Below are 21,915 nucleotides of genomic sequence, written 5' to 3'. Positions count from 1 at the left end.
ATGGGGTTCAACTGTTTGCTTGATTCCACTGATACTCCATCCCTACGGATTCAGGTCTTGAGTAATCAAAGCCGAACTGTCGATATAATCCATCTGCAGGGATATCCGCAATCAGACTGATGATGGCTGTTTCGTCTGCTTCAGTTAAAATCCAATCCATCATATGCTCCATAATCAACTTTCCAAGACCGAGTCCTTGGCATTCAGGGTCTACGACAATATCAACTAAATGAAAGACCATTCCGCCGTCACCTACGACACGCCCCATCCCCACAATCTCGTCATCTAAGTATAAACAGATCCCAAAAAGCGTATTCTTAAGTCCTTTGACCGTACTTTCATCAGACCGACGAGGCATTCCTGCCTTGACGCGCAACGCTTGATGCTGTTCCGGTGTTGGCGTTTCGACCTTTACTGTGACTTCATTGACCATACTAAAATCCCCCTCAACACAAGTTAATTTTACTTTCCCGATATATTGAATGAGTAAACCTTGATTTCTAAAAACGGCTGTCTGCATAATGAGAGAGGAGATAGGGGGAATAGCAGATGTTAAACGGTCAATCACTCTTGCCGGCGATACGGGACATGCGTGATTTAGAACGCTTTTTATCAAGTGATCTCGAATTAGGCGTGTTATTGGAAATTCATATGAGTCGATTGGAATCCATCTTTAAATTACTGGGGAGCCATCACAAAAAGGTATTCATTCATATGGATCTGATACAAGGAATGAAAGCGGATGAATTCGCGACTGAATATATATGTCAAACATATAAACCGTTTGGCATTATCTCGACGAAAGGAAACGTAATCGTGAAGGCGAAGCAAAAAGGTGTCGTGACCGTACAACGCTTGTTTTTAATTGATTCACTCTCACTTGAAAAGAGTATTCGTCATATTGAACGTTCAAAACCGGACTATATCGAAGTATTACCTGGAATTGTGCCGAAATATATACAGCGTGTTCATGAAAGGACAGGCATTCCGGTATTCGCAGGCGGCCTAATCGAGACAGCGGAAGAAGTTCAAGCAGCTCTTGATGCGGGAGCGAGTGTTGTTACGACCTCAAATCGAAAACTATGGTCCGACTAATCAGGATTTGGGTATACAGTCCTTTAGGAGGGATGAATGATGAAAGACGTGATGATTGTGACAGGTGTTAGTCAAGGCATTGGTTATGCGATTGCTCAAACTTTCGTAAATCAGTATGAAGTGATTGGGCTAGACATTGGAGAAGACCCAAACGTTGAAGGTATACATTTTTATCAGGTTGACCTCGGTGACAAGTCTGAACTCAAGCGTGTCTTCGAAGAGATCTATAACCAATTTGGTCGAGCCCATGTCTTGATTAATAATGGAGGCATCGCTTCACTGATCAAGCCGATTGATGAACTCGAGGTTGACACGTTTAAACGAGTCATCGATGTCAATTTAGTCGGGACATTTAGTTGTTCAAAATACTTTTTAGAATTGAATAAAGATGAGTCGTACGGAAGAATCGTCAATATGGCTTCAACAAGAGCATCGCAAAACGAACCTCACTGGGATGCATATGGGGCTTCAAAAGGTGGAATCGTCAGTCTAACGTACTCGCTAGCCATCTCATTGAGCGACCGACCGATTACAGTAAATGCGATCAGCCCGGGGTGGATTCACACGTCTGATGAGTCGTTACGTGAGATCGATCATGAACAACATCCATCGGGTCGGGTCGGTGAACCGGAAGATATCGTCCGTGCGGTGCGCTATTTGATTGACCGACAAAATGATTTTGTGAATGGACAAAACCTCATTGTTGATGGTGGTATGACGAAGAAGATGATATATGAAGAGTGATGAGACTTTTCACCTAATACCAATTTGTTTTTTAGGTTAATTATGCCTAATTTCGGGTAATAGATATTGGAGCTTTTATCCGAAAGAAGGGGGTACATGATATGAACCCGCTCATAGAAGAGGCCATTCGCTTTTCGTCTATACGTCACGGAGGACAGGATTGTAATGGTTCATCCATTCCATATTTGTCTCATCCCTTTTCGGTTGCTTTGCTACTCGAAACAGATCAACAACCACCGGCTGTCGTTGTAGCAGGTCTACTCCATGATGTGATAGAGAAGACCAACACGGAACCGCACGAAATTTTATCAAAGTTTGGTCCTGATGTACTTCGCCTCGTTCTTGCGGTCTCAGAGGGAATTCGAGACTTGACCTGGGAACAACGAAAGCAAATGACCCTTCAACGCCTGTCAACGCTTCAATTCGATGAAGTTGCTCTGTTCGTGGCGGTCAAGCTACATAATCTCCGTTCCATTCGCTATGATTTAGAAATGGAAGGGATGAAGGTGTGGCAACGCTTCGAACGTCCGATGAGAGACCAATCTTGGTATTATCATGAGTTGTTGTTAGCGCTTGAACCATTTCGGAGCTCGACGGATTTGATTGATTTATATGAACAAGAACTTCATTTGTTATTTTATGGTGAGAAGAATGCGAAGGATCGAAAAGTAAGACAATTACTCGAATCGATTGTCATTAATTTCGATGAGGACATCTGGATCCAGGAAGCGGCACCGCTTTGCCAGACCGCGTATGAATTAAGAGAAATCGTTGGACGTGAGACATGTGATGAAGAAGAAGTTGCACGTTTCAGACAGCAACTGTACCAATCCGGTTGGCCGGAACTTTCGTCACCATCAACGCTTGCTGGCTTGAAGGAACTCAGTTATCGCACTGCATTTGATGTGAAGGATTTAGTCATTCTCATGCGTCACTCGATTGTCAACTAGATTTGTTCATGCTATAGTCAAATGGAAGATAAAAAGGGGAGTAGCGACCACATATGTGGTCGATGGGTCGTCATTACAGTGCGTCTGCACTCGGTCCATCGAGCTTTTACAAGTACGCAAGACCTTTTTATGGGCGTTTTTGTCGTCCATAAAAAGGTCTTTTTTGTTTATCCAAGGAGGAGAAAAAATGGTATTTGTTTATTTTTTATTAGCTGCGGCTATTACGGTCTTTGCCGCGATTAAATTATCCACTTACGCCGATGTCATGACAGAGAAGTCGAAAATGGGTGGGATGCTCATCGGAACCGTCCTATTGGCAGGGGCGACGTCGTTACCTGAAGTGACGACGAGTATTTCGGCCGTCATGATTAATAACCCCGATATCGCGATTGGGAATATGCTCGGGTCCAACTTATTCAATATTTTCATCTTGGCGATGTTCGACTTATATTTCCGTCAAAAACAACTGTTTAACTATGCGAGCCGGGACCATTTATATACGGCGGGGCTCGGCTTATTATTGACCTTCACGACATTGGTTGCTTTGATCGTCCGTGTTGATATGACGTTCATCGGAATCGGAATCGACGCGCTCTTGATTGCCATTCTCTATGCGATTGGAATTTACTATATCGGTAAGCAGCCGAAAGATCCGGTCGCTGAACAAGAAGTGGAGGAAGAAGTTGTCGTCAGTAAATATGAAGACATCACGTTAAAACGGGCAGTCGTTGGTTTTCTGATTGCTGCTATCATGATTATGGCAGCAGGTACAGCCCTATCGATTACAGGAGATCAGATTGCCGTCGTCACGGGACTCGGTTCAAGTTTTGTCGGAAGCTTTTTAATCGCCGCATCAACATCGTTACCAGAAGCAGTCGCTGTCTTCATGGCACTTAAACTTCGAAACGTAAACTTAGCGTTCGGTTCGATTCTCGGTAGCAATATTTTTAACATGCTCATCATCGCTATGTCAGATGTATTCTATCGCAACGGTTCGATTTTGGCAGATGTCTCGACGTCTCATCTCGTCTCTGCGGTCGGAATCACGATTCTGTCCATCCTTGTTATGTATAGTGTGCTCCGTCAAAATGTCACGTCGAAAGTTCGGTATGCGATACCTTCACTACTCGTCTTAGTCGTTTATTTTGTTTCTTCCTATTTGATTTTCATCGGATGATTTTGTAGCATCAGCCTCGTGCTGATGCTTTTTCTGTTGGCATGCGAATCCGTTCCTTCGGGTATAAGGGAAGGGAGAGGAGGGGTGGCGATGCAAATGCATAAAGTAGAAGCACGTCAAGCGTATACGATTTTAATTCCTGCCTATAACCCTGATGGTGCACTCGTCACACTCGTTGAGAAGTTGAGAGCAAATGGATTTTTATCGATTATCGTCGTCGATGACGGTAGCGGTGCTTCAGCACAATCGACCTTTGATGCAGTGACACCTTTAGTTGATCAAGTATTGACCCATGATCAGAATCAAGGGAAAGGGGCTGCTTTGAAGACAGGATTACAATATATTGTAAATAAGTATCCTGACCATTTAGGGGTCATCACAGTCGATGCCGATGGACAGCACCTGCCTGAAGATGTTGTCAACGTATATGAGGAAGGTGTGAATAAGCCACACCATCTCATCATGGGATGTCGTGATTTTAGTGGGGAGGAGATTCCGTTTCGAAGTCGATTTGGGAATCAGGCGACACGGCTCGTTATGTTGATTGGGAGCGGATTAAAACTGAAAGATACACAGACCGGGTTACGTGCCATCCCGATGCGATACGCAAGACAATTATTGGACATTCCGGGAAGTCGATACGAGTTTGAGATGAATATGCTCACGTTCACAAAACGGCTACAGGTGCCCATTCAACAAACGACCATTCAGACGGTTTACGAGAACGAAAATGATTCATCTCATTTCAGACCGGTACTCGACTCGATTTTGATTTACCGGATGTTCTTGATGTATTCGATATCGTCAGTCGCTTCGTTCCTTGTCGATGTTGGAGTATATGCAGTCTTCATCTATTTATTATCCCCGTACTTCGATACAGCCCATGTCATCGTTGCAACGGTACTCGCACGAGTCATTTCCTCTCTATTCAATTATTTTGTCAATCGAAAAGTAGTCTTCCATTCGAAGGCACGTCGATCACTTTCCAAGTATTTTGGACTCGTCGTTCTCCAAATGGCGATCTCGGCACTATTGGTTTATCTTCTGTTTCTCCTATTTAGACAAGGAGAAGTCGTCTTGAAAATTATCGTGGATAGCTTTCTCTTTTTCATCAGTTATTATGTTCAAAAACGATGGATTTTTAAAAAATAACCGGTCATGATTTCATGACCGGTTTAATATGCGAGCGTTCCCGTTTTGACGGACGTATAGCGATGTAACTCTTTCGGATTCGTAATACTTGTCTTGTGCATCATATCACGCATGAGTAGGGCGCATACGCGAGCATCTTCCGCGGCATCATGGTGAAGAAATGGTACATTCAAATACTCGGCCATCGTGTTCAACTTATGGTTTGGTAACCCGGGATATAGTTTGCGTGACAGTTTGACGGTGCAGCCGTACTCGATTGTAGGGAAATCGAATAAATCATATTTCACAATCGCCTTTCTCAAGGCACCCATATCAAATGAGGCGTTATGTGCGATGACGAGGTCCACTTCCCGTAAAATCGGGTAAAGAGAGGAAAGTACTTCTGGTAATGCCGGCGCATCCCAAACGTCACTCGGACGAATACCATGAACGCGGACGTTGCGCATATCGAATTCTTCTTCCGGGTTGACGAGTCGTTGATCGGTTTCGACGACTTCTCCATTCTCAAGAATGCTCCATCCGACAGAACAGATGCTGCGACTGTCGCGGTTCGCGGTTTCGACATCAAGAGCGAAAATTGAATATTGCATGGTCCACCTTCTTTCTAAGCAATAAAAAAAGTCTAACAGAAAGTTAGACGAATGTCGTGTTTAGGCAGCGACGAGTGTACGGCAAGCTTCCGAACAACGCTCAGACGCTTTCGCACAAGCCTGACAATGGTCATGAAGATGGCGGCCACATTCGACGGCACATGTGTCGCATATTTGGGCACATAGAGAGAGAATTGGTTTAGAAAATGCGGAGTCTGATTCTAAGGCGTTTAAAGCTAGCGTACAAATGTCAGAACATTCCCTAGTTAGTCGGATGCATTCGGTGAACATGTGTAAATCCTCTTCTTGTAAACTTTTTGAGAAACAGTGGTTGCAAGCGCGCAAGCATTCGACCACGCTCGTCAATGTTTCTTCTACAGATGTGCGTTCCATCGGAAGTCCCCCTTGTATGAAAAGTCTATCTAACATTACCCGTTCACTCAGTGGTTGAATCGCATCATGCCAATAAAAAAGTCACACCTCATTCGAGATGTGACAAATTAATGGAGCATAGGGGGCTCGAACCCCTGACCTCTACGCTGCCAGCGTAGCGCTCTCCCAGCTGAGCTAATGCCCCGTTCGAAATCATTATATCATCCTAGTATTCGCTATGGCAATTCTCTTTTTCATTTTAGGTTTATAAAATTAAAAGCCTGGGAATTTCATGTTAGACGTTATATTAAGAAAGCAGGTGTGCTCTATGGAAATGATTCTTTTGGCACTCTTACCGGCACTCATGTGGGGAAGTATTCCGCTCATCGTGTCGAAAGTGGGAGGCAAACCGATTCAGCAATTGATCGGAACGACCATCGGGGCGATGATCATGGCGGCAGTGATTGCCCTCGTCTTCCGACCGGAGTTCACGACACTCGCCATCGTGACCGGGTTTATCTCAGGGGCGTTTTGGGCGCTCGGTCAATACTTACAGTTTCAATCATTCCAAATCTTAAGTGTCTCGAAGGCGATGCCAATCAGTACGGGCATGCAGCTCGTCGGGACGTCTCTCTTTGGAGTTATCGTTCTCGGAGACTGGCAGACGACGACGGAGCTATGGTTAGGGTTCTCGGCGCTCGTCTTGATCATCATCGGGGCGACGATGACTTCGTATCAACAGAAAAAAGACAAAGATAGTGCCGGCGCCTTGAAAAAGGGACTACTCGTCCTCTTCGTTTCAAGTATCGGTTACGTCACGTATGCCGTTTTGACGAACTATTTTGAAGTAGAGGGAATCACGGCAATCCTTCCACAATCCGTCGGGATGTTCATCACAGCACTTCTCTTCAGTCTTCGTGAGAAAGACGTCAAGAAACTGGATCCGCGTACGTTCAAAAACATCTTGGCGGGTCTTGCCTGGGGGATCGGGAACTTTGGACTTTTCGTCTCGAGCGGAGAAGTCGGGATTGCGACCTCATTCGCCTTATCCCAATTAAACGTCGTTGTGGCGACACTCGGTGGAATCTACCTCTTGAAAGAAGAGAAGACGACAAAAGAACGTGTCTTCGTCTTTATGGGAATTGGTTTGATTGTTGTTGCCGGATTTATGCTTGGGATTGCCAAGAGTTAATTTTCAATTATGGACTGAAAAGAACCTTGAATGCGCACTCGTGCTAGAGTGCCATTCAGGGTTTTTGTTTTGAGTAAATTTTAATCGTTGAAAGGAGAGCAGGAGATAATGTAATCGATAGGGAAGTAATCCCATGTTGCGTTCGTTATATTGGACGTGCAACGCATTCGTGATTGATCAGAAATTTGTAGAATAAAGGGGAAACGAATCATGGAATCAAATGTAGTGACGATATCAGCTCTCGTCGATGCACCAATCGACACAGTATGGAAACTCTGGACAGACCCTGACCATATCAAACAGTGGAATCATGCGTCTGACGATTGGCATACTATTGAGGCTGAGAACGACTTACGGGTCGGCGGGAAGTTTCGTAGTCGGATGGAAGCAAAAGATCAGAGCATGGGCTTTGATTTTGAAGGAGTATATGAAGAAGTTGAAGTAAATGAGCTCATTCAGTATCGCCTTGAGGATGAACGGAGAGTCAGAATTTCATTTGCTTCAGAAGGGGATCAGACGAAGATGGTCGAGGTGTTTGATGCGGAATCGATGAATCCGGTTGAAATGCAACGACAAGGCTGGCAGGCGATTCTCGACAATTTCACTCGATATGCGAATGGGAAGAGTGTATAAAAGATAAACGGAGGCTTTGAACAGCAGGTCGCTTTTCAATTAAAGTGGACGCTGCTGTTTGTCATGTTAGATTAAATGATTGTCTTAGTGCGAGACGAAAATGAGTAAAAGGTGCTGGCTATATGTATGACTACACGTTACTAGAGAGATTTCTATTTCGATTTCCTTCCTTCGATCATCAGAAAATGAAATTAGAGTTAGATCGGAAAACGATATTGATTACTGGAGCGAGCTCAGGAATCGGGCAGGCGTTCGCTTATCTACTAGCGGATACAACCGCGCATCTGATTCTCGTTGCCCGAAGAGAAGCAGACATGAACGTCATAAAGTCTGAAATCGAAAAGGGGTCAGCCAAGGTGACTGTGTTCCCGGCAGATCTTCGAAATGAAGAGGAACGGAAAGGATTGCTGGCGTATCTCCATCAACTACCGGACGGATTGGATATTGTCGTCAGCAATGCAGGAATCTCCATCAATCGCCCCATCACCGAGTCGCTCGATCGGTACCATGACTTCACACGGACGATGGCAATCAATTATTTTGCTCCGGTACAATTGATACTATCGCTCATTCCGTTGCTCGAAAAGAAGAACGGGCAGATCGTCAATGTGTCGACCATCAATGTATTACTTCATCCTTTTCCTCACTGGGCGGCCTATCAGGCATCAAAAGCCGCATTCGATACGTGGTTTCGCTCCGCGGGTCCGGAACTCACAATCAAAAATATTTCCACGACGGCTCTATATCTACCGCTAGTAAAAACACCGATGATTAAACCGACGCTGGCTTATCAGCATTCGCCTGCCATGTCACCGGTACATGTGGCGGAACTGATTGGACATGCCCTGTATACGAAACGAACAGTATATAAGCCGTGGTGGTTGTTCCTCGGTCAAGTAGCGTCTCTTGTTTTCAGAAGACCGATAGACTGGATGGTCCCTACATTACTTAAGAGAAAGGAGCGTGACAGTAAGAATGGTTAAGTTATTGAAAGTCTTGTCGCAGCTCCATTTTCTATCACCATCAAACCTAAGCCGTCTGTTTGTCGCAATCCGTCAAAACGGAATCAACTTGATGCTGCTTTTTACATTGACTGAAAGAGCTGGGAGTCAAAAAACGGCTCTAGTGGACAGTCGAGAAACAGTGACATATCAGGAGCTAAAGACACGTTGCGAACACCTTGCTCATCATTTGGCTGATCAGTATGGGGTTAAAAAAGGACATAAAGTGGCGTTTCTATGTAAAAACCACGCGTCTTTCGTACAAGGGATGTTTGCGGCCTCACGACTCGGTGCTGACATCTATATGCTTCATTGTTCGATGAGTCAACTGCAGTTCAACCGGCTCGTAGAAGAACAATCATTCGATCTTTTGATTTACGATGAGGAGTTTGAAGACTTTATTGAAAACTCGTCTTACGAACATTCGACACTCGTCAGCTATCATAAGGAAAAGGTATCAATCAATCGTTTATCGGATTCGAAACGACCTCATCAAGGAAAGCTTCCGGTCGCATCGAGCGGGAAAATCGTGATGTTGACCGGTGGCACTACGGGTAGTCCGAAACAGGTGATTCACAAACCCTCCCTCTTTCACTTTCTAGCTCCATTCACGGCTTTATTGAACCGGTTGCTTTTGTCGTTATTCAACACTGCCTATATTGCCACGCCGATTTACCATGGCTACGGCATCGCCATTCTTTTATCTTTTCTAGCGCTAGGGAAAAAGGTTGTCATTCAGGAGAACTTTGATGTGCAGAGAGCCTGTGACCTCATTCGGCAACACAAGATAGAAGTGGTCACGGTCGTCCCGCTCATGATCCACAAAATGTTACGACACGATCCAACATCACTTCATTCCCTCGCATGTATCGCATCCGGTGGTGCGAAGCTTCATCCCGTTTTAGTCCGTGAAGTACATAACGAGTTAGGGAGCGTCTTATACAATCTCTATGGGACATCGGAAGCGGGCTTAAATCTCATCGCCACGCCAGAAGATTTACAGTATGATGCGAATACGCTCGGAAGAAGGATTCCGGGAGGAGACTTGCAGATAGTGAAGGATGGGGTGGAAGTCGATCCAGGCGCCATCGGGGAATTTTGCATACGAAATAAGTGGTCCATGCAAAACAGGAAGAACCGCTGGATTCAAACGGGTGATGTCGGATACCGTGATGAGAACGACTATTATTTTTTGTGTGGACGAACAGACGACTTGATCATCTCTGCTGGAAACAATATTTACTCCGGGGAAGTCGAGACGGTTATGCGCGACCATCCGAATGTCGAAGACGCCGCTGTCATCGGGGTAGAGGATGTGTACGCCGGTCACATCTTGAAGGCGTATGTACAGGTATACGACGAAAAATTAACAGAAGAAGCACTAGTGAGCTGGTTGCGCGAACGAGTGACAACATATCAGTTTCCACGAGAAATCGTATTCTTGGAGGCGTTGCCTTATACAGAGGTTGGAAAGTTAGACAGAAAACGACTTAAAACGATCACTCGTGCAGATGAATAGATATTTAGGAGCGAATCAAATAATAAAAGTGGATGGTTTACTTTTTGTTTTTTCGTTTTTAGCCATTGTTTTATGCCATATTTTTGAATCTCAAGGTAGATGTGATGATCATTCTTTTGACAATCATTACATTATCGTTTATTAAACATGTTGCATCGTTAATAAAGAAGGATAGTTAAATCGTTATGAATCGAAACGTAGGAACCACAGATAGATAATAAGATTACTTTTTCAATTTGAATTGTTTGATCCGCCACATCATCGACGTCATAAAAGCTGCCCATCCACCGAGTACAAGGATATAAATTGCCAAGAAAAACACAAATGCTCCATAGTCTTCGAGCTCTTCGAATGGATTCTGAATAATCATCGGTTCGGATAGTATGCCGACCACCATCAATGGAATGAAAAATAGAAAAAATCGCTTCCAAAAGTAGTGTTTGTATAGTTGTGGCAATGTCTGCTCCATGATCGACCCTCCTCAATGAAATTACACTTATTTACATATATGATAGCATATACACAATTGATGTTGGATGATTGGTCTTTATTTTTTAGCCGATTTCAAATGAAAAGAGGGTGGCCGATTCATTCAGCCGCCCTGCAGTCAATTCATTCACTTGTTCCAGTCAGTTCTCCCGTCCCGAACGTCGCGCTGAACGCACGGCACCAGATGACGACGGTGTTGTACTCTTCTAGATTCACATCCTTAGGGACCAAGTAGTTTTGATTCCCGATATTCCCTTTTAGAGCCCCTAGACTGACGCCTTCGGTCGTCTCTTGACCTGGTTTTGTCAAATAGACAAATAAGTCTGGACCGTTCGTCGTCTCGAACTCTTCAAATCGGAGATATGTCCCGTCTTCTGCCTCGACCGAGCGGATCGTCCCGGTCGTCTCATAATTTTTCTCCCCGTCCATGAACACACCCGCTACTTCGGTTGGACTCGGTTGTGCTTCCGGTGTCTCAGACGTCTCTTCTCCCGCTTCTTCTTCAGGGGCTGGTGATTCGACAGCTGTCGGTGGCAACCCTTCGTCGACCGTCTCTGTTAAAAATAGTGGGGAGATCAGCCACCAGGCGATGGCTATGATGGCGATACCGATGATTCCGATGATGATTTTTGTACGAGTCTTCATATATAATCCTCCTTTTCAGGTGTTTGAATCGTTACATTCCTTTTCCCGATTCATGGGCTTATAAAAAGACGCGAATCATTCAATTCGCGTCAGTTGAACATCATGCTGTCTCGGTCCACTTCTCCTCGATGAACTCGTCGCGTCCCGAGATGGCCCGGTCCTCCTTATAATGCTTCGGATTTTTTTTATGATAGTCCTGATGGTAGTCTTCTGCAGCAAAGAACGTCGTTGCTGGAATGATTTTCGTGACGATCGGGGCCGTGAAGCGCCTACTCGCTGCCAACACATCGCGACTCGTCTCAGCAGCGACTTGTTGTTCTTCCGTGTGATAGAAGATAGCTGGGGCATACTGAGGTCCCCGGTCTTGGAATTGACCACCGTCATCGGTCGGGTCGGTCTGAATCCAATACAGTTCAAGGAGACGTTCATACGAGAATAATGCTGGATCATATGTGATTTGAACGACCTCAAGGTGCCCCGTCGTCCCGGTTTTTACTTGTTCATATGTCGGATTGGCGACTTGTCCACCCATATAGCCGGATATGATGCCTTCAATCCCTGGTAATTCCTCAAATGGTGTCACCATACACCAAAAACAGCCACCTGCGAATGTTGCTTTTTCCATTCTGTCGTTCCCTCCAAATCGTCATTCAACAAAAAAGCGCTCACGTCGGATGACATGAGCGCTTTCGTCATATCGTCCAAGGTTTCCCTTGCTGGTCGTAGCACCTTGCCTAAGGCAGGTTGCTGTGAAGTCGCGGAGCCAGATCTCTCGTTCACTCTTGATATCGATATGTAGTTGGTGAGAGCATCATATCACCCTCAAAATACATTCGTCAATGATTCGGTTTTCGTTTCAACTGAAAAACAGTCAAGACGATGATGAATCCAATCAAAGCGATGGAAATGGGTGTACCATAAGGCACATTTTCACCGTATAGCTGTATGAAAAATAGACCGAACACAGCTAGCAACACGAATATGTAGGATCGTGTCATAGGAACCTCCTGTTTTTTCTTAAGTGTAACAAGAACACATCGACTTGGCGATACGAAAAGGAAATCAGACATAGAGCACGAATAAAAGGGGAGAGATAAAGGAGGAATGTATGATGGAACAAATCCAATTACATGAACTGACGATTGAACGTGCGCATCGTGGGTATAAAGAAGGACAATTCACGGCGAGAGACGTGACCGCCTATTATTTAGGACGGATTGCGACATATAATGAACGGCTTCACGCCGTCATTCAAGTCAATCCAGACGCCCTGTTCGAAGCAGAGGCGGCAGACCGAGCCTACCGAAAAGGAGTACGCAAACCGCTACTCGGTATTCCCGTCTTGATCAAGGACAACATCGAGACGAACGGTCTGATGCGCACGACAGCGGGTGCCGCCGCGATGCGACATCATTTCGCCGGTCGAGATGCCGAGCTCGTCAAACGGTTACGGGCTGACGGGGCTATTATCCTTGGGAAGGCGAACCTGTCCGAGTGGGCGAACTTTTTAACGGAAGGTATGCCGAACGGATGGAGTGCCGTCGGTGGACAGACGATGAACCCATATGGCGACGCGTTAAATGTCGGGGGATCAAGTTCGGGGTCGGCTTCTGCGGTCGCGGCGAACCTCGCTCTTCTTGCGGTAGGGTCCGAGACGAGCGGTTCAATCGTCCATCCGAGTGTCCATAACAGCATCGTCGGGATCAAGCCGACCGTCGGATTGATCAGCCGCTCCGGAATCATTCCGATCTCACGTTCTCAAGATACGGCAGGACCGATGGCGCGTACGCTTCGTGATGCGGTCATCTCCTTACAATCGATGTGTGGTGAGGATGAATCGGATCCGGCGACTCTTGAGACACCGGTCGGCCCCCCTTACGTGACATGTCTCGACGTGAGGCAGGCGGTCGGGATGCGCGTCGGGTTCGTCAAACCGGACATTTCAGACGAAGAAGTCGGATTGTATGAACAGGCAATCCAGTTGCTACGACAAGCCGAAATCGAACTCGTCGAGGTCACGCTGCCGAAGCATGCGGCGCTAGAGCAGGCGGACATCCTGTTCGACGAATTCAAGCTCGGGGTCGCGGCGTATCTCGCGAACACGACAGTGCCATTTAAGACGCTTTCCGATTTGATCGAGTGGAACGCGGAACATCCTGAATCGATCCCGCACGGCCAGACCATCTTTGAAGAGGCGAACGCCCGATCTGGAAAACTGATCGAAGCGAGCTATCTCGACCGTCGCATCGCGGACGTCCGTCTCGCAAAAACAGAAGGGATTGACGCATTGCTTCAAACTCATAAACTGGATGCAATCGTCCTCCCACATGACATGAACTACGACATGGGTGCGAAAGCAGGGCATCCGACGATTACAATCCCTTATCAACTGAAAGAGAGCGGTGCCCCATTCGGCCTCTCGTTCACGGGGACGAGCTACGCGGAGCGTGATTTGATTCGGGTCGCTTATGCGTTCGAACAGTTCATCACACGACCGACGCCTCCAGATTATTCGTAAGTTGCACCCGTCTCTCACGTCCGCTACAATGGTACGTATGCGGATTAGAGAAAGGACAGATTACAATGAAATCATCTATATACGGGTTGACGTTTGATCAGCTCACAAATGAGTGTACGGAAGCGGGATACGGTGCCTTCCACGCACGTCAAGTTTGGGACTCGCTCTACATCAATCGGGTCAAATCGATGGACGACCTCAACGTACGAGACGAGGTGCGCGAGTACTTAACAGAGAAATACGTCATCTCGACTCAAGACCTGTTCGTCAAACAGGAAGCGGGCGACGGAACGGTCAAATTCTTACTTAAATTACATGATGGGCACTACATCGAGACGGTGCTCATGCGTCATAAATACGGTCGTTCGGTCTGTGTGACGACACAGGTCGGATGTAACATCGGCTGTAGCTTCTGTGCTAGCGGGTTGTTGAAGAAGACACGTGACTTGACGGCTGGTGAGGTCGTCGAGCAGATCATGACCGTCCAACATTTCCTCGATGAAGAAGGAGATGGTGATCGCGTCAGCCATATCGTCGTCATGGGAATCGGCGAACCGTTCGACAACTTCGACAACTTGGTCGACTTCTTGCGTGTCGTCAAAGATGAGCGTGGTCTTGCGATCGCTCCGCGTAAGATCAACGTGTCGACGAGTGGGCTCGCGGACAAGATCTACAAGTTCGCAGACCTTGACTTACGCATCAACTTGGCGCTCTCGCTTCATGCGCCGAATGATGAGCTTCGGACACGCATCATGAAAATCAACCGGGCGTTCCCGCTTGATCAACTCATGCCATCGATTCGTTACTACGTCGAGAAGACGAACAAACGAATCACTTTCGAGTATATCCTACTCTCGAAAGTGAACGATTTACCGGAACATGCGGAAGAACTCGCCGACTTGATTGAAGACATTAAAGACAAGTCGTACATCAATTTGATTCCATACAACCCGGTCAACGAGCACATCCAATATGAGCGAAGCACGCCTGAAGACATCATGGCGTTCTACGACATCTTGAAAAAACGTGGCGTCAACATTGGTGTCCGTCTCGAGCACGGGACAGACATCGATGCGGCATGCGGTCAACTCCGCAGTAAGCATATGAACGTCGAAGGCGCGAAGTGAAAAATGGCCTCTCCGAATCTCGGGGAGGCCATTCGTTTACTGTTTTTGCCCGACATATTGAATCACAGCGGATTCGCCGTGATGGAGTGTGCCTTCTTCTCGCCAGACGACCGTCTCGTTTAAGACGAGAGGGACGAAATCGTCTTCGAGTTGGTGAAACATTTCTTCGGTGTACAGTAAGGAGGCGTCTTTTGGTCCGCCTGTCCCGTAAGCGAGTTGATGTGTAGAGTAGACTTCACTCAGGAACAAACCACCAGGTCGAAGCGTTTGTCGAATACCGGCGAACACCTTTTCTCTGACATGTGGAGGAAAGTGGCCGAAGATACAGATGACCATGTCATACGCCTCGTTTGGCCAGTCCGCTTCATTCAAATCAATCTGTTTCGTCTGAAGGGAGACGTTTCGTGACGTCGCCAAACGATTCGCTTTCTCGAGCCCTACTTTCGAAGCGTCCCACATTTCGACGTCGAGTCCGAGTGTGGCGAGCCATACTGCGTTTCGACCTTCTCCTTCCGCGATGGCTAACACATGTTTTCCTTCAAGCCGATGTGTTGTGATGAAGTCGAGTAAAAATTGATTTGGCTCCGTTCCGTACACATATTCATCGGTATTGTAACGTTCGTTCCATTTAGACAAATGATCCACTCCTCTCACCTTTCAATAAATATATCAAAATGATGAGACTAGGGTGGAAATCCTCTACGATTTTTCGAATTCATGCATAGTCCAGATGGGAGAAGGGAATAGATTTCTGAACTAATGGATAGAGTGGAGGCTAAGTAATGGAAAGAATAGATGCGTCGTTGTGGATTCGGGTACGAAATACGCTTGGTGAAGGTCCTTGTTGGGATGCTGAGTTGAAGCGTTTCTATTGGGTGGATATCGAAGGGCATACGTTATGGTGGTATGACGAGCGAGAAGACGAGATTTCTTCTTTCGAGGTCGGAAAACAGGTCGGTTTCGTCATTCCAAAAGTGACGGATGGTGTCGTCCTTGGTCTTAAAGACGGGATTTATGAATGGGATGAAATCAACCGGGAGTTAATTAAAATTGTCGAATTGGATGCCCCTGAAGGTCGATTACGTTTTAATGATGGGAAAGCCGATCCGTACGGTCGTATTTTTGCCGGGACGCTCCACTTGGACGATAAAGAGAATCAGGCATCTCTCTATCGGGTGGACCGCGATGGAACGACGACAACACTTATGGATGAGTTGACACTTTCAAACGGGTTGACGTGGTCTCCTGACCATTCCGTTTTTTATCATATTGATACACCGACCGAAAAAATTCGACAATATGATTTTGACATGAAGACCGGCACATTGTCGAACGGAAAGGTCGTCATCGACTTTTCGGAAGAGGACGGCTTCCCGGATGGCATGACATCGGATACGGAAGGTTTTTTATGGATCGCACATTATGCAGGAAGTAAAGTATCTCGCTGGGATCCATCGACCGGTGAAAAAGTGTTAGAAGTTCACGTCCCTGCCCCGAATGTCACATCATGCGCCTTCATCGGGGATGGTCTCAATCGATTAGCCATCACAACAGCACGTGAAGGGATGGACGAGGAGGCGTTAACCGAACATCCGGACGCTGGATCGGTATTTATTATCGAGACAGATGTGAAAGGGATGCCGCTTTATCGCTTTGGGCGTTGAGGAGGACATACGATGGTGAAACGACTGTTAGTGCGAGCAGGTATTGGATTGGCAGTTGCGGCAGCGGTCAAGGTGGGAATTCAAAAATTACAAGAAAGTCGAGCGCGGGAAGAGGATCATTCTTATCTCGATCCGAAGTGGGACGAGGTCCCGAGTGTCGATTCGGACAAGGACGAGGATGAAGTCGGATTGACGCAGCTCGACTCCATTTATCGAGCCGAGTGGCAAGCGAACGCCTATCCGCGTTCAGAAGCAGAACGGAAAGCGTTGGAAGAATAATTGAATGTTCATGAAAACACGTCGATGAGGCGTGTTTTTTTATTGACAAAAGGGTGGAACCGTTACATTATACAAAGAGTAATGATTACTATTTAACGGAGGTCCATCATGAAACGAATTCCAATTACGGTACTCTCAGGTTATCTTGGTAGCGGGAAGACGACACTGCTCAACCACATTTTACATAACCGTGATCACAAAAAATATGCGGTCATCGTAAACGATATGAGTGAGTTGAACATCGATGAGAAGTTGATTGAACAGGGCGGATTCTCCCGTACCGATGAAAAGTTAGTCGAGCTCTCGAACGGGTGCATTTGCTGTACGTTACGTGAAGATTTGCTCACGGCTGTCGATGAGCTGACAAAGAATCGTGACCTCGATGGGATTATCATCGAGTCATCAGGGATTTCCGAGCCAATTCCCGTCGCACAGACGTTCACGTATGCCGACGACGCCCTTGGGATCGATTTGACGAGCCGTGTCTATATCGATGCGATGGTCACCGTCGTCGACGCGTACCGCTTCTTCAAGGATTTCAATTCCGGTGAATCGCTCATGGAACGTCAACAAGCCGTCGACACAGGTGACGTTCGCGAAGTCGTCGACCTACTCGTCGACCAAGTCGAATTTGCGGATATCATCGTATTGAATAAGGCGGACCGGGTGACTGAAGCGGAGCTGCAGGAGATGAAGGGTCTGCTCAAGACGCTCAACCCGAGCGCACGATTGTTGACTTCGACCTACTCGGACGTGGCGTTAGACAATCTACTAGACGTCCGTTTGTTCGATTTCGATCAGGCGATGCATGCGGCGGGATGGATTCAAGAGCTCGAGGCAGAAGAACATACGCCGGAAACGGAAGAGTATGGGATCAGTTCGTTCGTTTACCGTCGTCGTCGACCGTTCCATCCTGAGCGTTTGATGAATTGGATGGAGCATTATCCAGAAGAAATCGTTCGCGCCAAAGGGTTCTTATGGATCGCGTCACGGAACGACCTTGCCTGTCTCTTCTCTCAAGCCGGATACGCGTCGACGCTCGAACACGCGGGCCGTTGGCTAGCGACACTTCCGGAGAATGAACGAGAGGCGATGTTTGCCTCAGAACCTGAACTACGCGAGGACTACATCGAGCCGTACGGAGATCGACAGAACGAATTGGTCCTCATCGGTCAACGGATGGACCGGGAGACGGTCGAGCGGTCACTTGATGCTTGCTTGTTGACGGATGAGGAGATGGTGGAGCCGTGGAATGCCTTCCATGACCCACTTCCTGGTAATGGCCAACTCGTCACTTATTCAGATTGACCGTTTACAAAGTGACGAAACATCGCTATACTGTGACTGCATAAGTAACCGCATATCAATGACTGCACTAGGGGTGCTTCGGCTGAGATGAGAGCATGGCTCCGATCCCTTATAACTCGATCCAGGTAATACTGGCGTGAGGAAGTGCGGCACTTTCTCTATGCAAGTTTGTATAGATTTTGTTGCTGCATTCTCATGAATGCGGCTTTTTCTATGCAAACACATATAGAGGGGGAAACAAGATGAATGAATCATGTGGCACGAGTCCGATTGTCGGATTTCGCTTCACGCTTAGCCCGATGACAGATGACTTTGTCGGGACGATTAAAGGAGCATTGAAAGGAACAAATATGACAGGTGTGTGGCGACATACGGATGACGTATCGACCGTGATCCGAGGGCGCGTCGAGCACGTGTTCGACGTCGCACGGACAGTCTTGAGTCTGGCTTCGGAAGAAGGACGCCATGTCTCGATGAGCGGAACCTTCTCCGTCGGATGTCCGGGAGATTCGGCTGGGGATGAGGCGCTCGATGCACCACCACAAACATTGAATGGAATGTCAAGAGAGCAGTATGTCTCTTCACAGTTCGCGCTTTATCCGATGGGTGCAGGTAACTATATGGATCTCATCTATGATGAAATCGAACAAGCGAAACAGGCTGGTGTGTATAATGACTCAATGCACTACGCGTCAGGAATTCATGGGAATTTGGATGATGTGTTCTCGTATTACGAGGCGGCGTTCAACCGGACGCGCGAGAAGAATCGACACGTCGTCATGACGGTGACGTTCAGTGTGAACAGTCCGTCACATGGAGGTCAACATGCTTAAGTCGTGGAAATTGAAAGAGGTCGTTCTCGTCTCCGTATTGTCTGTCGTTTTTGCCGTTGTCTATTTATTGTTCGTCCATATCGGGAATTTATGGGCAGGGTTGATTGGACCAATCGCCTATGAGTGGATCTTCGGTATCTGGTTCATCGTGTCAATCATCTCGGCGTATATCATTCGAAAACCGGGTGCTGCCTTCATTTCGGAAGTGATGGCTGCGACGATTGAAATGTTGATTGGGAATGCGATCGGACCGCGCATCATCCTGGTCGGCATCGTTCAAGGTCTTGGTGCTGAAGCCGTCTTTGCAATGACGGGTTATCGTCGATATGAGCTATGGGTTCTCATGCTTGCTGGATTTGGCTCGGCCGTCACGAGTTTCGTGTACACCTACTTCATGAGCGGATTTGCGATGCTTGAACCGGGATATGTAGCGACGATGTTCGGGCTCCGTGCGGTTAGTGGCATGGTCATCGCAGGAATCGGTGGGAAGTTGCTCAGTGACCTGTTGCTCAAGACAGGGTCACTTCGCGGCTATGCAATCGCTCGGAGTGGGAACGTCCATGGTTGAGACAGAATCGCTTTCATTCCGGTTTCCAGAAAGTCAGGACACCATTTTAAAAGAGGTGACACTTTCCATACGACCTGGACGTACCGTATTGAGCGGAGCGAGCGGAAGTGGGAAATCGACGCTTCTTGCGCTATTCAACCGTCTCTATCCAGAGAATTGTGATGGGATCCTTGAAGGCAGACTCGAACTGTTCGGACGTTCACACGACGACTATGCACCGGGCGAGATCAATCAGCGGGTCGGGACCGTGTTCCAAGACCCGGACACACAGTTCGTGATGGAACGGGTGGAAGAGGAACTCATCTTCACACTCGAAAATTTGGAGACACAAGTCGAGGTAATCGATCAGCGCGTGACAGAGATTCTCGAGTCACTCCAACTGACCGATTATCGAAATCGACTCATCGATTCCTTGTCAGGCGGGGAGAAACAGCGGATTGCCGTCGCCTGCGCCATGGTTGGACAACCGGAATGGTTGCTTCTCGATGAGCCGTTGACGCACCTTGACCCGGTGACCGCGTATCGATTCGTCGAATGGCTCGATCAAATGGATGACGTGAACGTCATCGTTGTCGAACATCGCGCGCATATGTGGGGAGACTTTTTTGATTGGCAGATCGAACTTGAAGAAGGACGGATTGTACGTAACGAACCGTTTCGATCGGTCGATGATTTTACATTCACACCGTCGTCAACACCACAACAAGAAGTCGAGCACTATGTGGTCGACGAGGTGGTGCGTGACACATTCCAATTAAAAAGTGTGACACTTCAAGTTCGCATTGGGGAAGTGATCGCCATTTTGGGTCCGAATGGGAGCGGAAAGTCGACGTTTTTACGAAGTTTGACGGAATGTGATCGCCGTGTCGGACTCGTCCCTCAATCTCCGGAACACTTATTTTTCATGAATTCGGTCGAGCAAGAACTGCAGTTTGGCCATGAGGAATCGATTGATATCGTGTTGGAGGATCTATCACTCGAGAATAAACGATCTCTCCATCCACTTTCGCTCAGTCATGGGCAGAAGCGACGACTCGCTGTCGGGATCCAGTTACTCTCAAACAAACAGTTGCTTGCCTTTGATGAACCGACGGCAGGGCAGGACGAGCCGTCACTCCATGCACTCGAGATGTTAATGAAGCGACATGCGAAAAAGGGACAGACGATCCTGTTCGTGACCCATGACTTGTCGTTCGCCAACATCGCCAATACGTTCTATCTGATGAAGGATGGGGTACTCTCAGGACCGTTCGGGGATGAACTTTGGCAGGACACGGAGAAACTTCATCATTATCGGTTAGTGGGAGGGAGGCAACGATGTCACTCCATGATATGAATCCGACGGTCAAGTTTATGACGTTCACGATTATGATGTTCGGACTGGCCTTGTTTTATAACCCGTGGACCCCACTCGTCATCATCGCCGGTACGTTAGTGATCCAGACCTTGGCGACGGACGTGTCATGGAAAAGGTGGAGCCTGTTCTTGATCCCGTTTCTCATCACGGCGCTCGGAACATTTTGGACGACGCTCGTATTTGGGAAAGAGCTCGAGGGAGAAACGTGGGTGACCCTTCTCGGTCAGGACATTTCGAAAGAAGAGGCGCGCGTCGCTATCTCTCTTAGTCTACGTGTTTTGGCGTTCACCGTGTTGTCGCTTCTTTTCATGTTGACGACCGATTCGAAACGATTCGTCATGAGTCTGATGCAACAGGCGAAGCTGTCGCCGACGATTGCCTATAGTGCACTCGTTGGATTCCGTTTCCTACCGTTAATGCAACAGGAAATGTATCAGCTTCAATACGCACATCGTCTTCGTGGCGTTCCTCTTGATACAAAATGGGAACGCGTTCGGCATGTGCCGAAACTACTTCTCCCGCTATTAGCAGGCTCGATCCGACGGGCGGAACGTGTCGCCTTCTCGATGGAGGCGAGAGGATTCACGAGTGGGAAACGGACCGTCTATGAGCGGATTGACGTCAAACCGTCCGATTACATGTGGTCAGGTGTGTTCTTCACACTGTTCGGTCTTTCAATTTGGGTAGGGATATAAAAAGACG

General features: G+C 47.3%; 26 protein-coding genes, 1 tRNA gene and 2 riboswitches. Of the genes, 18 read left to right on the top strand and 9 right to left on the bottom strand.

What is annotated here, in order from left to right; translation table 11 throughout:
- Positions 1-7: 7 nt before the first annotated feature.
- A complete protein-coding gene (locus tag KNO95_RS04345; protein WP_026825891.1) occupies positions 8-433 on the bottom strand; it encodes a GNAT family N-acetyltransferase in 426 nt (141 codons plus the stop codon).
- A gap of 116 nt (positions 434-549) precedes the next feature.
- Here KNO95_RS04345 and KNO95_RS04340 point away from each other — a divergent pair, with 116 nt between their 5' ends.
- From KNO95_RS04340 to KNO95_RS04320, 5 genes are all read left to right on the top strand, one after another.
- Entirely contained in the window at positions 550-1,095 is a 546-nt protein-coding gene (locus tag KNO95_RS04340; RefSeq protein WP_026825892.1) for a glycerol-3-phosphate responsive antiterminator, read from the top strand.
- A gap of 39 nt (positions 1,096-1,134) precedes the next feature.
- On the top strand, positions 1,135-1,839 hold the full coding sequence (locus tag KNO95_RS04335; protein ID WP_034771036.1) for an SDR family NAD(P)-dependent oxidoreductase: 705 nt from the start codon (positions 1,135-1,137) through the stop codon (positions 1,837-1,839).
- Between the two features lie 101 nt (positions 1,840-1,940).
- A complete protein-coding gene (locus KNO95_RS04330) occupies positions 1,941-2,789 on the top strand; it encodes an HD domain-containing protein (protein WP_214878370.1) in 849 nt (282 codons plus the stop codon).
- 187 nt (positions 2,790-2,976) lie between these two features.
- Positions 2,977-3,966, top strand: a complete 990-nt coding sequence (locus KNO95_RS04325; protein ID WP_214701956.1) for a sodium:calcium antiporter — start codon at positions 2,977-2,979, stop codon at positions 3,964-3,966.
- Positions 3,967-4,056: 90 nt separating this feature from the next.
- Positions 4,057-5,118: a bifunctional glycosyltransferase family 2/GtrA family protein gene (locus KNO95_RS04320; RefSeq protein WP_051545972.1), complete on the top strand. Its 1,062-nt coding sequence runs from the start codon at positions 4,057-4,059 to the stop codon at positions 5,116-5,118.
- A gap of 23 nt (positions 5,119-5,141) precedes the next feature.
- On the opposite strand, the gene KNO95_RS04315 is transcribed toward KNO95_RS04320, so the two are convergent.
- The 3 genes from KNO95_RS04315 to KNO95_RS04310 all read right to left on the bottom strand — a co-directional run bounded on the left by KNO95_RS04315 (position 5,142) and on the right by KNO95_RS04310 (position 6,285).
- Positions 5,142-5,708 carry a 3'-5' exonuclease gene (locus KNO95_RS04315; protein ID WP_026825897.1) on the bottom strand — a complete coding sequence of 189 codons (567 nt, stop codon included), beginning with the start codon at positions 5,706-5,708 and terminating at the stop codon, positions 5,142-5,144.
- 60 nt (positions 5,709-5,768) lie between these two features.
- A complete protein-coding gene (locus KNO95_RS14395) occupies positions 5,769-6,101 on the bottom strand; it encodes a four-helix bundle copper-binding protein (RefSeq protein WP_251129244.1) in 333 nt (110 codons plus the stop codon).
- 111 nt (positions 6,102-6,212) lie between these two features.
- Positions 6,213-6,285: transfer RNA gene (locus KNO95_RS04310), tRNA-Ala, on the bottom strand.
- 123 nt (positions 6,286-6,408) lie between these two features.
- Between KNO95_RS04310 and KNO95_RS04305 the strand changes: the two genes are divergently transcribed.
- From KNO95_RS04305 to KNO95_RS04290, 4 genes are all read left to right on the top strand, one after another.
- Positions 6,409-7,272, top strand: coding sequence for a GRP family sugar transporter (locus tag KNO95_RS04305; RefSeq protein WP_214878367.1), 864 nt, complete (start codon positions 6,409-6,411; stop codon positions 7,270-7,272).
- A 210-nt stretch (positions 7,273-7,482) separates the two neighbouring features.
- Positions 7,483-7,905: an SRPBCC family protein gene (locus KNO95_RS04300; RefSeq protein ID WP_214701958.1), complete on the top strand. Its 423-nt coding sequence runs from the start codon at positions 7,483-7,485 to the stop codon at positions 7,903-7,905.
- Positions 7,906-8,090: 185 nt separating this feature from the next.
- Positions 8,091-8,888, top strand: a complete 798-nt coding sequence (locus tag KNO95_RS04295) for an SDR family NAD(P)-dependent oxidoreductase (RefSeq protein WP_251129243.1) — start codon at positions 8,091-8,093, stop codon at positions 8,886-8,888.
- A complete protein-coding gene (locus KNO95_RS04290; RefSeq protein ID WP_353048116.1) occupies positions 8,869-10,425 on the top strand; it encodes a class I adenylate-forming enzyme family protein in 1,557 nt (518 codons plus the stop codon). The genes KNO95_RS04295 and KNO95_RS04290 overlap by 20 nt, the downstream gene beginning before the upstream one ends.
- Before the next feature lie 223 nt (positions 10,426-10,648).
- Here KNO95_RS04290 and KNO95_RS04285 read toward each other — a convergent pair whose 3' ends face one another.
- The 4 genes from KNO95_RS04285 to KNO95_RS04270 all read right to left on the bottom strand — a co-directional run bounded on the left by KNO95_RS04285 (position 10,649) and on the right by KNO95_RS04270 (position 12,557).
- Complete coding sequence (locus KNO95_RS04285) at positions 10,649-10,894, bottom strand: hypothetical protein (RefSeq protein ID WP_214701960.1); 246 nt, start codon at positions 10,892-10,894, stop codon at positions 10,649-10,651.
- 143 nt (positions 10,895-11,037) lie between these two features.
- Entirely contained in the window at positions 11,038-11,559 is a 522-nt protein-coding gene (locus tag KNO95_RS04280; RefSeq protein ID WP_214701961.1) for a DM13 domain-containing protein, read from the bottom strand.
- Positions 11,560-11,659: 100 nt separating this feature from the next.
- The gene (msrA, locus tag KNO95_RS04275) at positions 11,660-12,184 is read right to left on the bottom strand and encodes a peptide-methionine (S)-S-oxide reductase MsrA (protein ID WP_214878363.1); all 525 of its coding nucleotides are present in this window, start codon (positions 12,182-12,184) and stop codon (positions 11,660-11,662) included.
- A 67-nt stretch (positions 12,185-12,251) separates the two neighbouring features.
- Positions 12,252-12,351: riboswitch (SAM riboswitch) on the bottom strand.
- Between the two features lie 44 nt (positions 12,352-12,395).
- Entirely contained in the window at positions 12,396-12,557 is a 162-nt protein-coding gene (locus KNO95_RS04270; RefSeq protein WP_214701963.1) for a hypothetical protein, read from the bottom strand.
- Positions 12,558-12,670: 113 nt separating this feature from the next.
- Here KNO95_RS04270 and KNO95_RS04265 point away from each other — a divergent pair, with 113 nt between their 5' ends.
- Together KNO95_RS04265 and rlmN are read left to right on the top strand one after the other, a co-directional pair.
- Complete coding sequence (locus KNO95_RS04265) at positions 12,671-14,077, top strand: amidase family protein (RefSeq protein WP_251125020.1); 1,407 nt, start codon at positions 12,671-12,673, stop codon at positions 14,075-14,077.
- Positions 14,078-14,142: 65 nt separating this feature from the next.
- Positions 14,143-15,204 carry a dual-specificity RNA methyltransferase RlmN gene (rlmN, locus tag KNO95_RS04260; RefSeq protein ID WP_214701965.1) on the top strand — a complete coding sequence of 354 codons (1,062 nt, stop codon included), beginning with the start codon at positions 14,143-14,145 and terminating at the stop codon, positions 15,202-15,204.
- A 36-nt stretch (positions 15,205-15,240) separates the two neighbouring features.
- Here rlmN and KNO95_RS04255 read toward each other — a convergent pair whose 3' ends face one another.
- A complete protein-coding gene (locus tag KNO95_RS04255; protein WP_353048115.1) occupies positions 15,241-15,849 on the bottom strand; it encodes a class I SAM-dependent methyltransferase in 609 nt (202 codons plus the stop codon).
- A gap of 137 nt (positions 15,850-15,986) precedes the next feature.
- Here KNO95_RS04255 and KNO95_RS04250 point away from each other — a divergent pair, with 137 nt between their 5' ends.
- The 7 genes from KNO95_RS04250 to KNO95_RS04220 all read left to right on the top strand — a co-directional run bounded on the left by KNO95_RS04250 (position 15,987) and on the right by KNO95_RS04220 (position 21,908).
- The gene (locus KNO95_RS04250; protein ID WP_214878359.1) at positions 15,987-16,868 is read left to right on the top strand and encodes an SMP-30/gluconolactonase/LRE family protein; all 882 of its coding nucleotides are present in this window, start codon (positions 15,987-15,989) and stop codon (positions 16,866-16,868) included.
- Positions 16,869-16,880: 12 nt separating this feature from the next.
- Positions 16,881-17,147: a hypothetical protein gene (locus tag KNO95_RS04245; protein WP_026825910.1), complete on the top strand. Its 267-nt coding sequence runs from the start codon at positions 16,881-16,883 to the stop codon at positions 17,145-17,147.
- A 108-nt stretch (positions 17,148-17,255) separates the two neighbouring features.
- The gene (locus tag KNO95_RS04240) at positions 17,256-18,455 is read left to right on the top strand and encodes a GTP-binding protein (protein ID WP_026825911.1); all 1,200 of its coding nucleotides are present in this window, start codon (positions 17,256-17,258) and stop codon (positions 18,453-18,455) included.
- Between the two features lie 59 nt (positions 18,456-18,514).
- A riboswitch (TPP riboswitch) is annotated at positions 18,515-18,615 on the top strand.
- An 82-nt stretch (positions 18,616-18,697) separates the two neighbouring features.
- Positions 18,698-19,288: a Ykof family thiamine-binding protein gene (locus KNO95_RS04235; RefSeq protein ID WP_214878356.1), complete on the top strand. Its 591-nt coding sequence runs from the start codon at positions 18,698-18,700 to the stop codon at positions 19,286-19,288.
- Positions 19,281-19,856 carry an ECF transporter S component gene (locus tag KNO95_RS04230; protein WP_012726387.1) on the top strand — a complete coding sequence of 192 codons (576 nt, stop codon included), beginning with the start codon at positions 19,281-19,283 and terminating at the stop codon, positions 19,854-19,856. Before KNO95_RS04235 ends, KNO95_RS04230 begins: the two co-directional genes overlap by 8 nt.
- Positions 19,849-21,192: an ABC transporter ATP-binding protein gene (locus tag KNO95_RS04225; protein ID WP_214701970.1), complete on the top strand. Its 1,344-nt coding sequence runs from the start codon at positions 19,849-19,851 to the stop codon at positions 21,190-21,192. The genes KNO95_RS04230 and KNO95_RS04225 overlap by 8 nt, the downstream gene beginning before the upstream one ends.
- Positions 21,174-21,908: an energy-coupling factor transporter transmembrane component T family protein gene (locus KNO95_RS04220; RefSeq protein ID WP_214701972.1), complete on the top strand. Its 735-nt coding sequence runs from the start codon at positions 21,174-21,176 to the stop codon at positions 21,906-21,908. Before KNO95_RS04225 ends, KNO95_RS04220 begins: the two co-directional genes overlap by 19 nt.
- Positions 21,909-21,915: the final 7 nt, after the last annotated feature.

The organism is Exiguobacterium sp. ERU653 (assembly GCF_018617775.1).
Taxonomy (GTDB): Bacteria; Bacillota; Bacilli; order Exiguobacteriales; family Exiguobacteriaceae; genus Exiguobacterium; species Exiguobacterium marinum.
The sequence above is the reverse complement of the archived record's forward strand: the minus strand, read 5'-3'. Positions and strand labels throughout refer to the sequence as shown.

What these genes read in the sequence shown, in the direction of transcription:
- KNO95_RS04345 (WP_026825891.1), bottom strand. Translation starts at nt 433, where the DNA reads ATGGTCAATGAAGTCACAGTAAAGGTCGAAACGCCAACACCGGAACAG.
- KNO95_RS04340 (WP_026825892.1), top strand. Translation starts at nt 550, where the DNA reads ATGTTAAACGGTCAATCACTCTTGCCGGCGATACGGGACATGCGTGAT.
- KNO95_RS04335 (WP_034771036.1), top strand. Translation starts at nt 1,135, where the DNA reads ATGAAAGACGTGATGATTGTGACAGGTGTTAGTCAAGGCATTGGTTAT.
- KNO95_RS04330 (WP_214878370.1), top strand. Translation starts at nt 1,941, where the DNA reads ATGAACCCGCTCATAGAAGAGGCCATTCGCTTTTCGTCTATACGTCAC.
- KNO95_RS04325 (WP_214701956.1), top strand. Translation starts at nt 2,977, where the DNA reads ATGGTATTTGTTTATTTTTTATTAGCTGCGGCTATTACGGTCTTTGCC.
- KNO95_RS04320 (WP_051545972.1), top strand. Translation starts at nt 4,057, where the DNA reads ATGCAAATGCATAAAGTAGAAGCACGTCAAGCGTATACGATTTTAATT.
- KNO95_RS04315 (WP_026825897.1), bottom strand. Translation starts at nt 5,708, where the DNA reads ATGCAATATTCAATTTTCGCTCTTGATGTCGAAACCGCGAACCGCGAC.
- KNO95_RS14395 (WP_251129244.1), bottom strand. Translation starts at nt 6,101, where the DNA reads ATGGAACGCACATCTGTAGAAGAAACATTGACGAGCGTGGTCGAATGC.
- KNO95_RS04305 (WP_214878367.1), top strand. Translation starts at nt 6,409, where the DNA reads ATGGAAATGATTCTTTTGGCACTCTTACCGGCACTCATGTGGGGAAGT.
- KNO95_RS04300 (WP_214701958.1), top strand. Translation starts at nt 7,483, where the DNA reads ATGGAATCAAATGTAGTGACGATATCAGCTCTCGTCGATGCACCAATC.
- KNO95_RS04295 (WP_251129243.1), top strand. Translation starts at nt 8,091, where the DNA reads ATGAAATTAGAGTTAGATCGGAAAACGATATTGATTACTGGAGCGAGC.
- KNO95_RS04285 (WP_214701960.1), bottom strand. Translation starts at nt 10,894, where the DNA reads ATGGAGCAGACATTGCCACAACTATACAAACACTACTTTTGGAAGCGA.
- KNO95_RS04280 (WP_214701961.1), bottom strand. Translation starts at nt 11,559, where the DNA reads ATGAAGACTCGTACAAAAATCATCATCGGAATCATCGGTATCGCCATC.
- msrA (WP_214878363.1), bottom strand. Translation starts at nt 12,184, where the DNA reads ATGGAAAAAGCAACATTCGCAGGTGGCTGTTTTTGGTGTATGGTGACA.
- KNO95_RS04270 (WP_214701963.1), bottom strand. Translation starts at nt 12,557, where the DNA reads ATGACACGATCCTACATATTCGTGTTGCTAGCTGTGTTCGGTCTATTT.
- KNO95_RS04265 (WP_251125020.1), top strand. Translation starts at nt 12,671, where the DNA reads ATGGAACAAATCCAATTACATGAACTGACGATTGAACGTGCGCATCGT.
- rlmN (WP_214701965.1), top strand. Translation starts at nt 14,143, where the DNA reads ATGAAATCATCTATATACGGGTTGACGTTTGATCAGCTCACAAATGAG.
- KNO95_RS04250 (WP_214878359.1), top strand. Translation starts at nt 15,987, where the DNA reads ATGGAAAGAATAGATGCGTCGTTGTGGATTCGGGTACGAAATACGCTT.
- KNO95_RS04245 (WP_026825910.1), top strand. Translation starts at nt 16,881, where the DNA reads ATGGTGAAACGACTGTTAGTGCGAGCAGGTATTGGATTGGCAGTTGCG.
- KNO95_RS04240 (WP_026825911.1), top strand. Translation starts at nt 17,256, where the DNA reads ATGAAACGAATTCCAATTACGGTACTCTCAGGTTATCTTGGTAGCGGG.
- KNO95_RS04235 (WP_214878356.1), top strand. Translation starts at nt 18,698, where the DNA reads ATGAATGAATCATGTGGCACGAGTCCGATTGTCGGATTTCGCTTCACG.
- KNO95_RS04230 (WP_012726387.1), top strand. Translation starts at nt 19,281, where the DNA reads ATGCTTAAGTCGTGGAAATTGAAAGAGGTCGTTCTCGTCTCCGTATTG.
- KNO95_RS04225 (WP_214701970.1), top strand. Translation starts at nt 19,849, where the DNA reads ATGGTTGAGACAGAATCGCTTTCATTCCGGTTTCCAGAAAGTCAGGAC.
- KNO95_RS04220 (WP_214701972.1), top strand. Translation starts at nt 21,174, where the DNA reads ATGTCACTCCATGATATGAATCCGACGGTCAAGTTTATGACGTTCACG.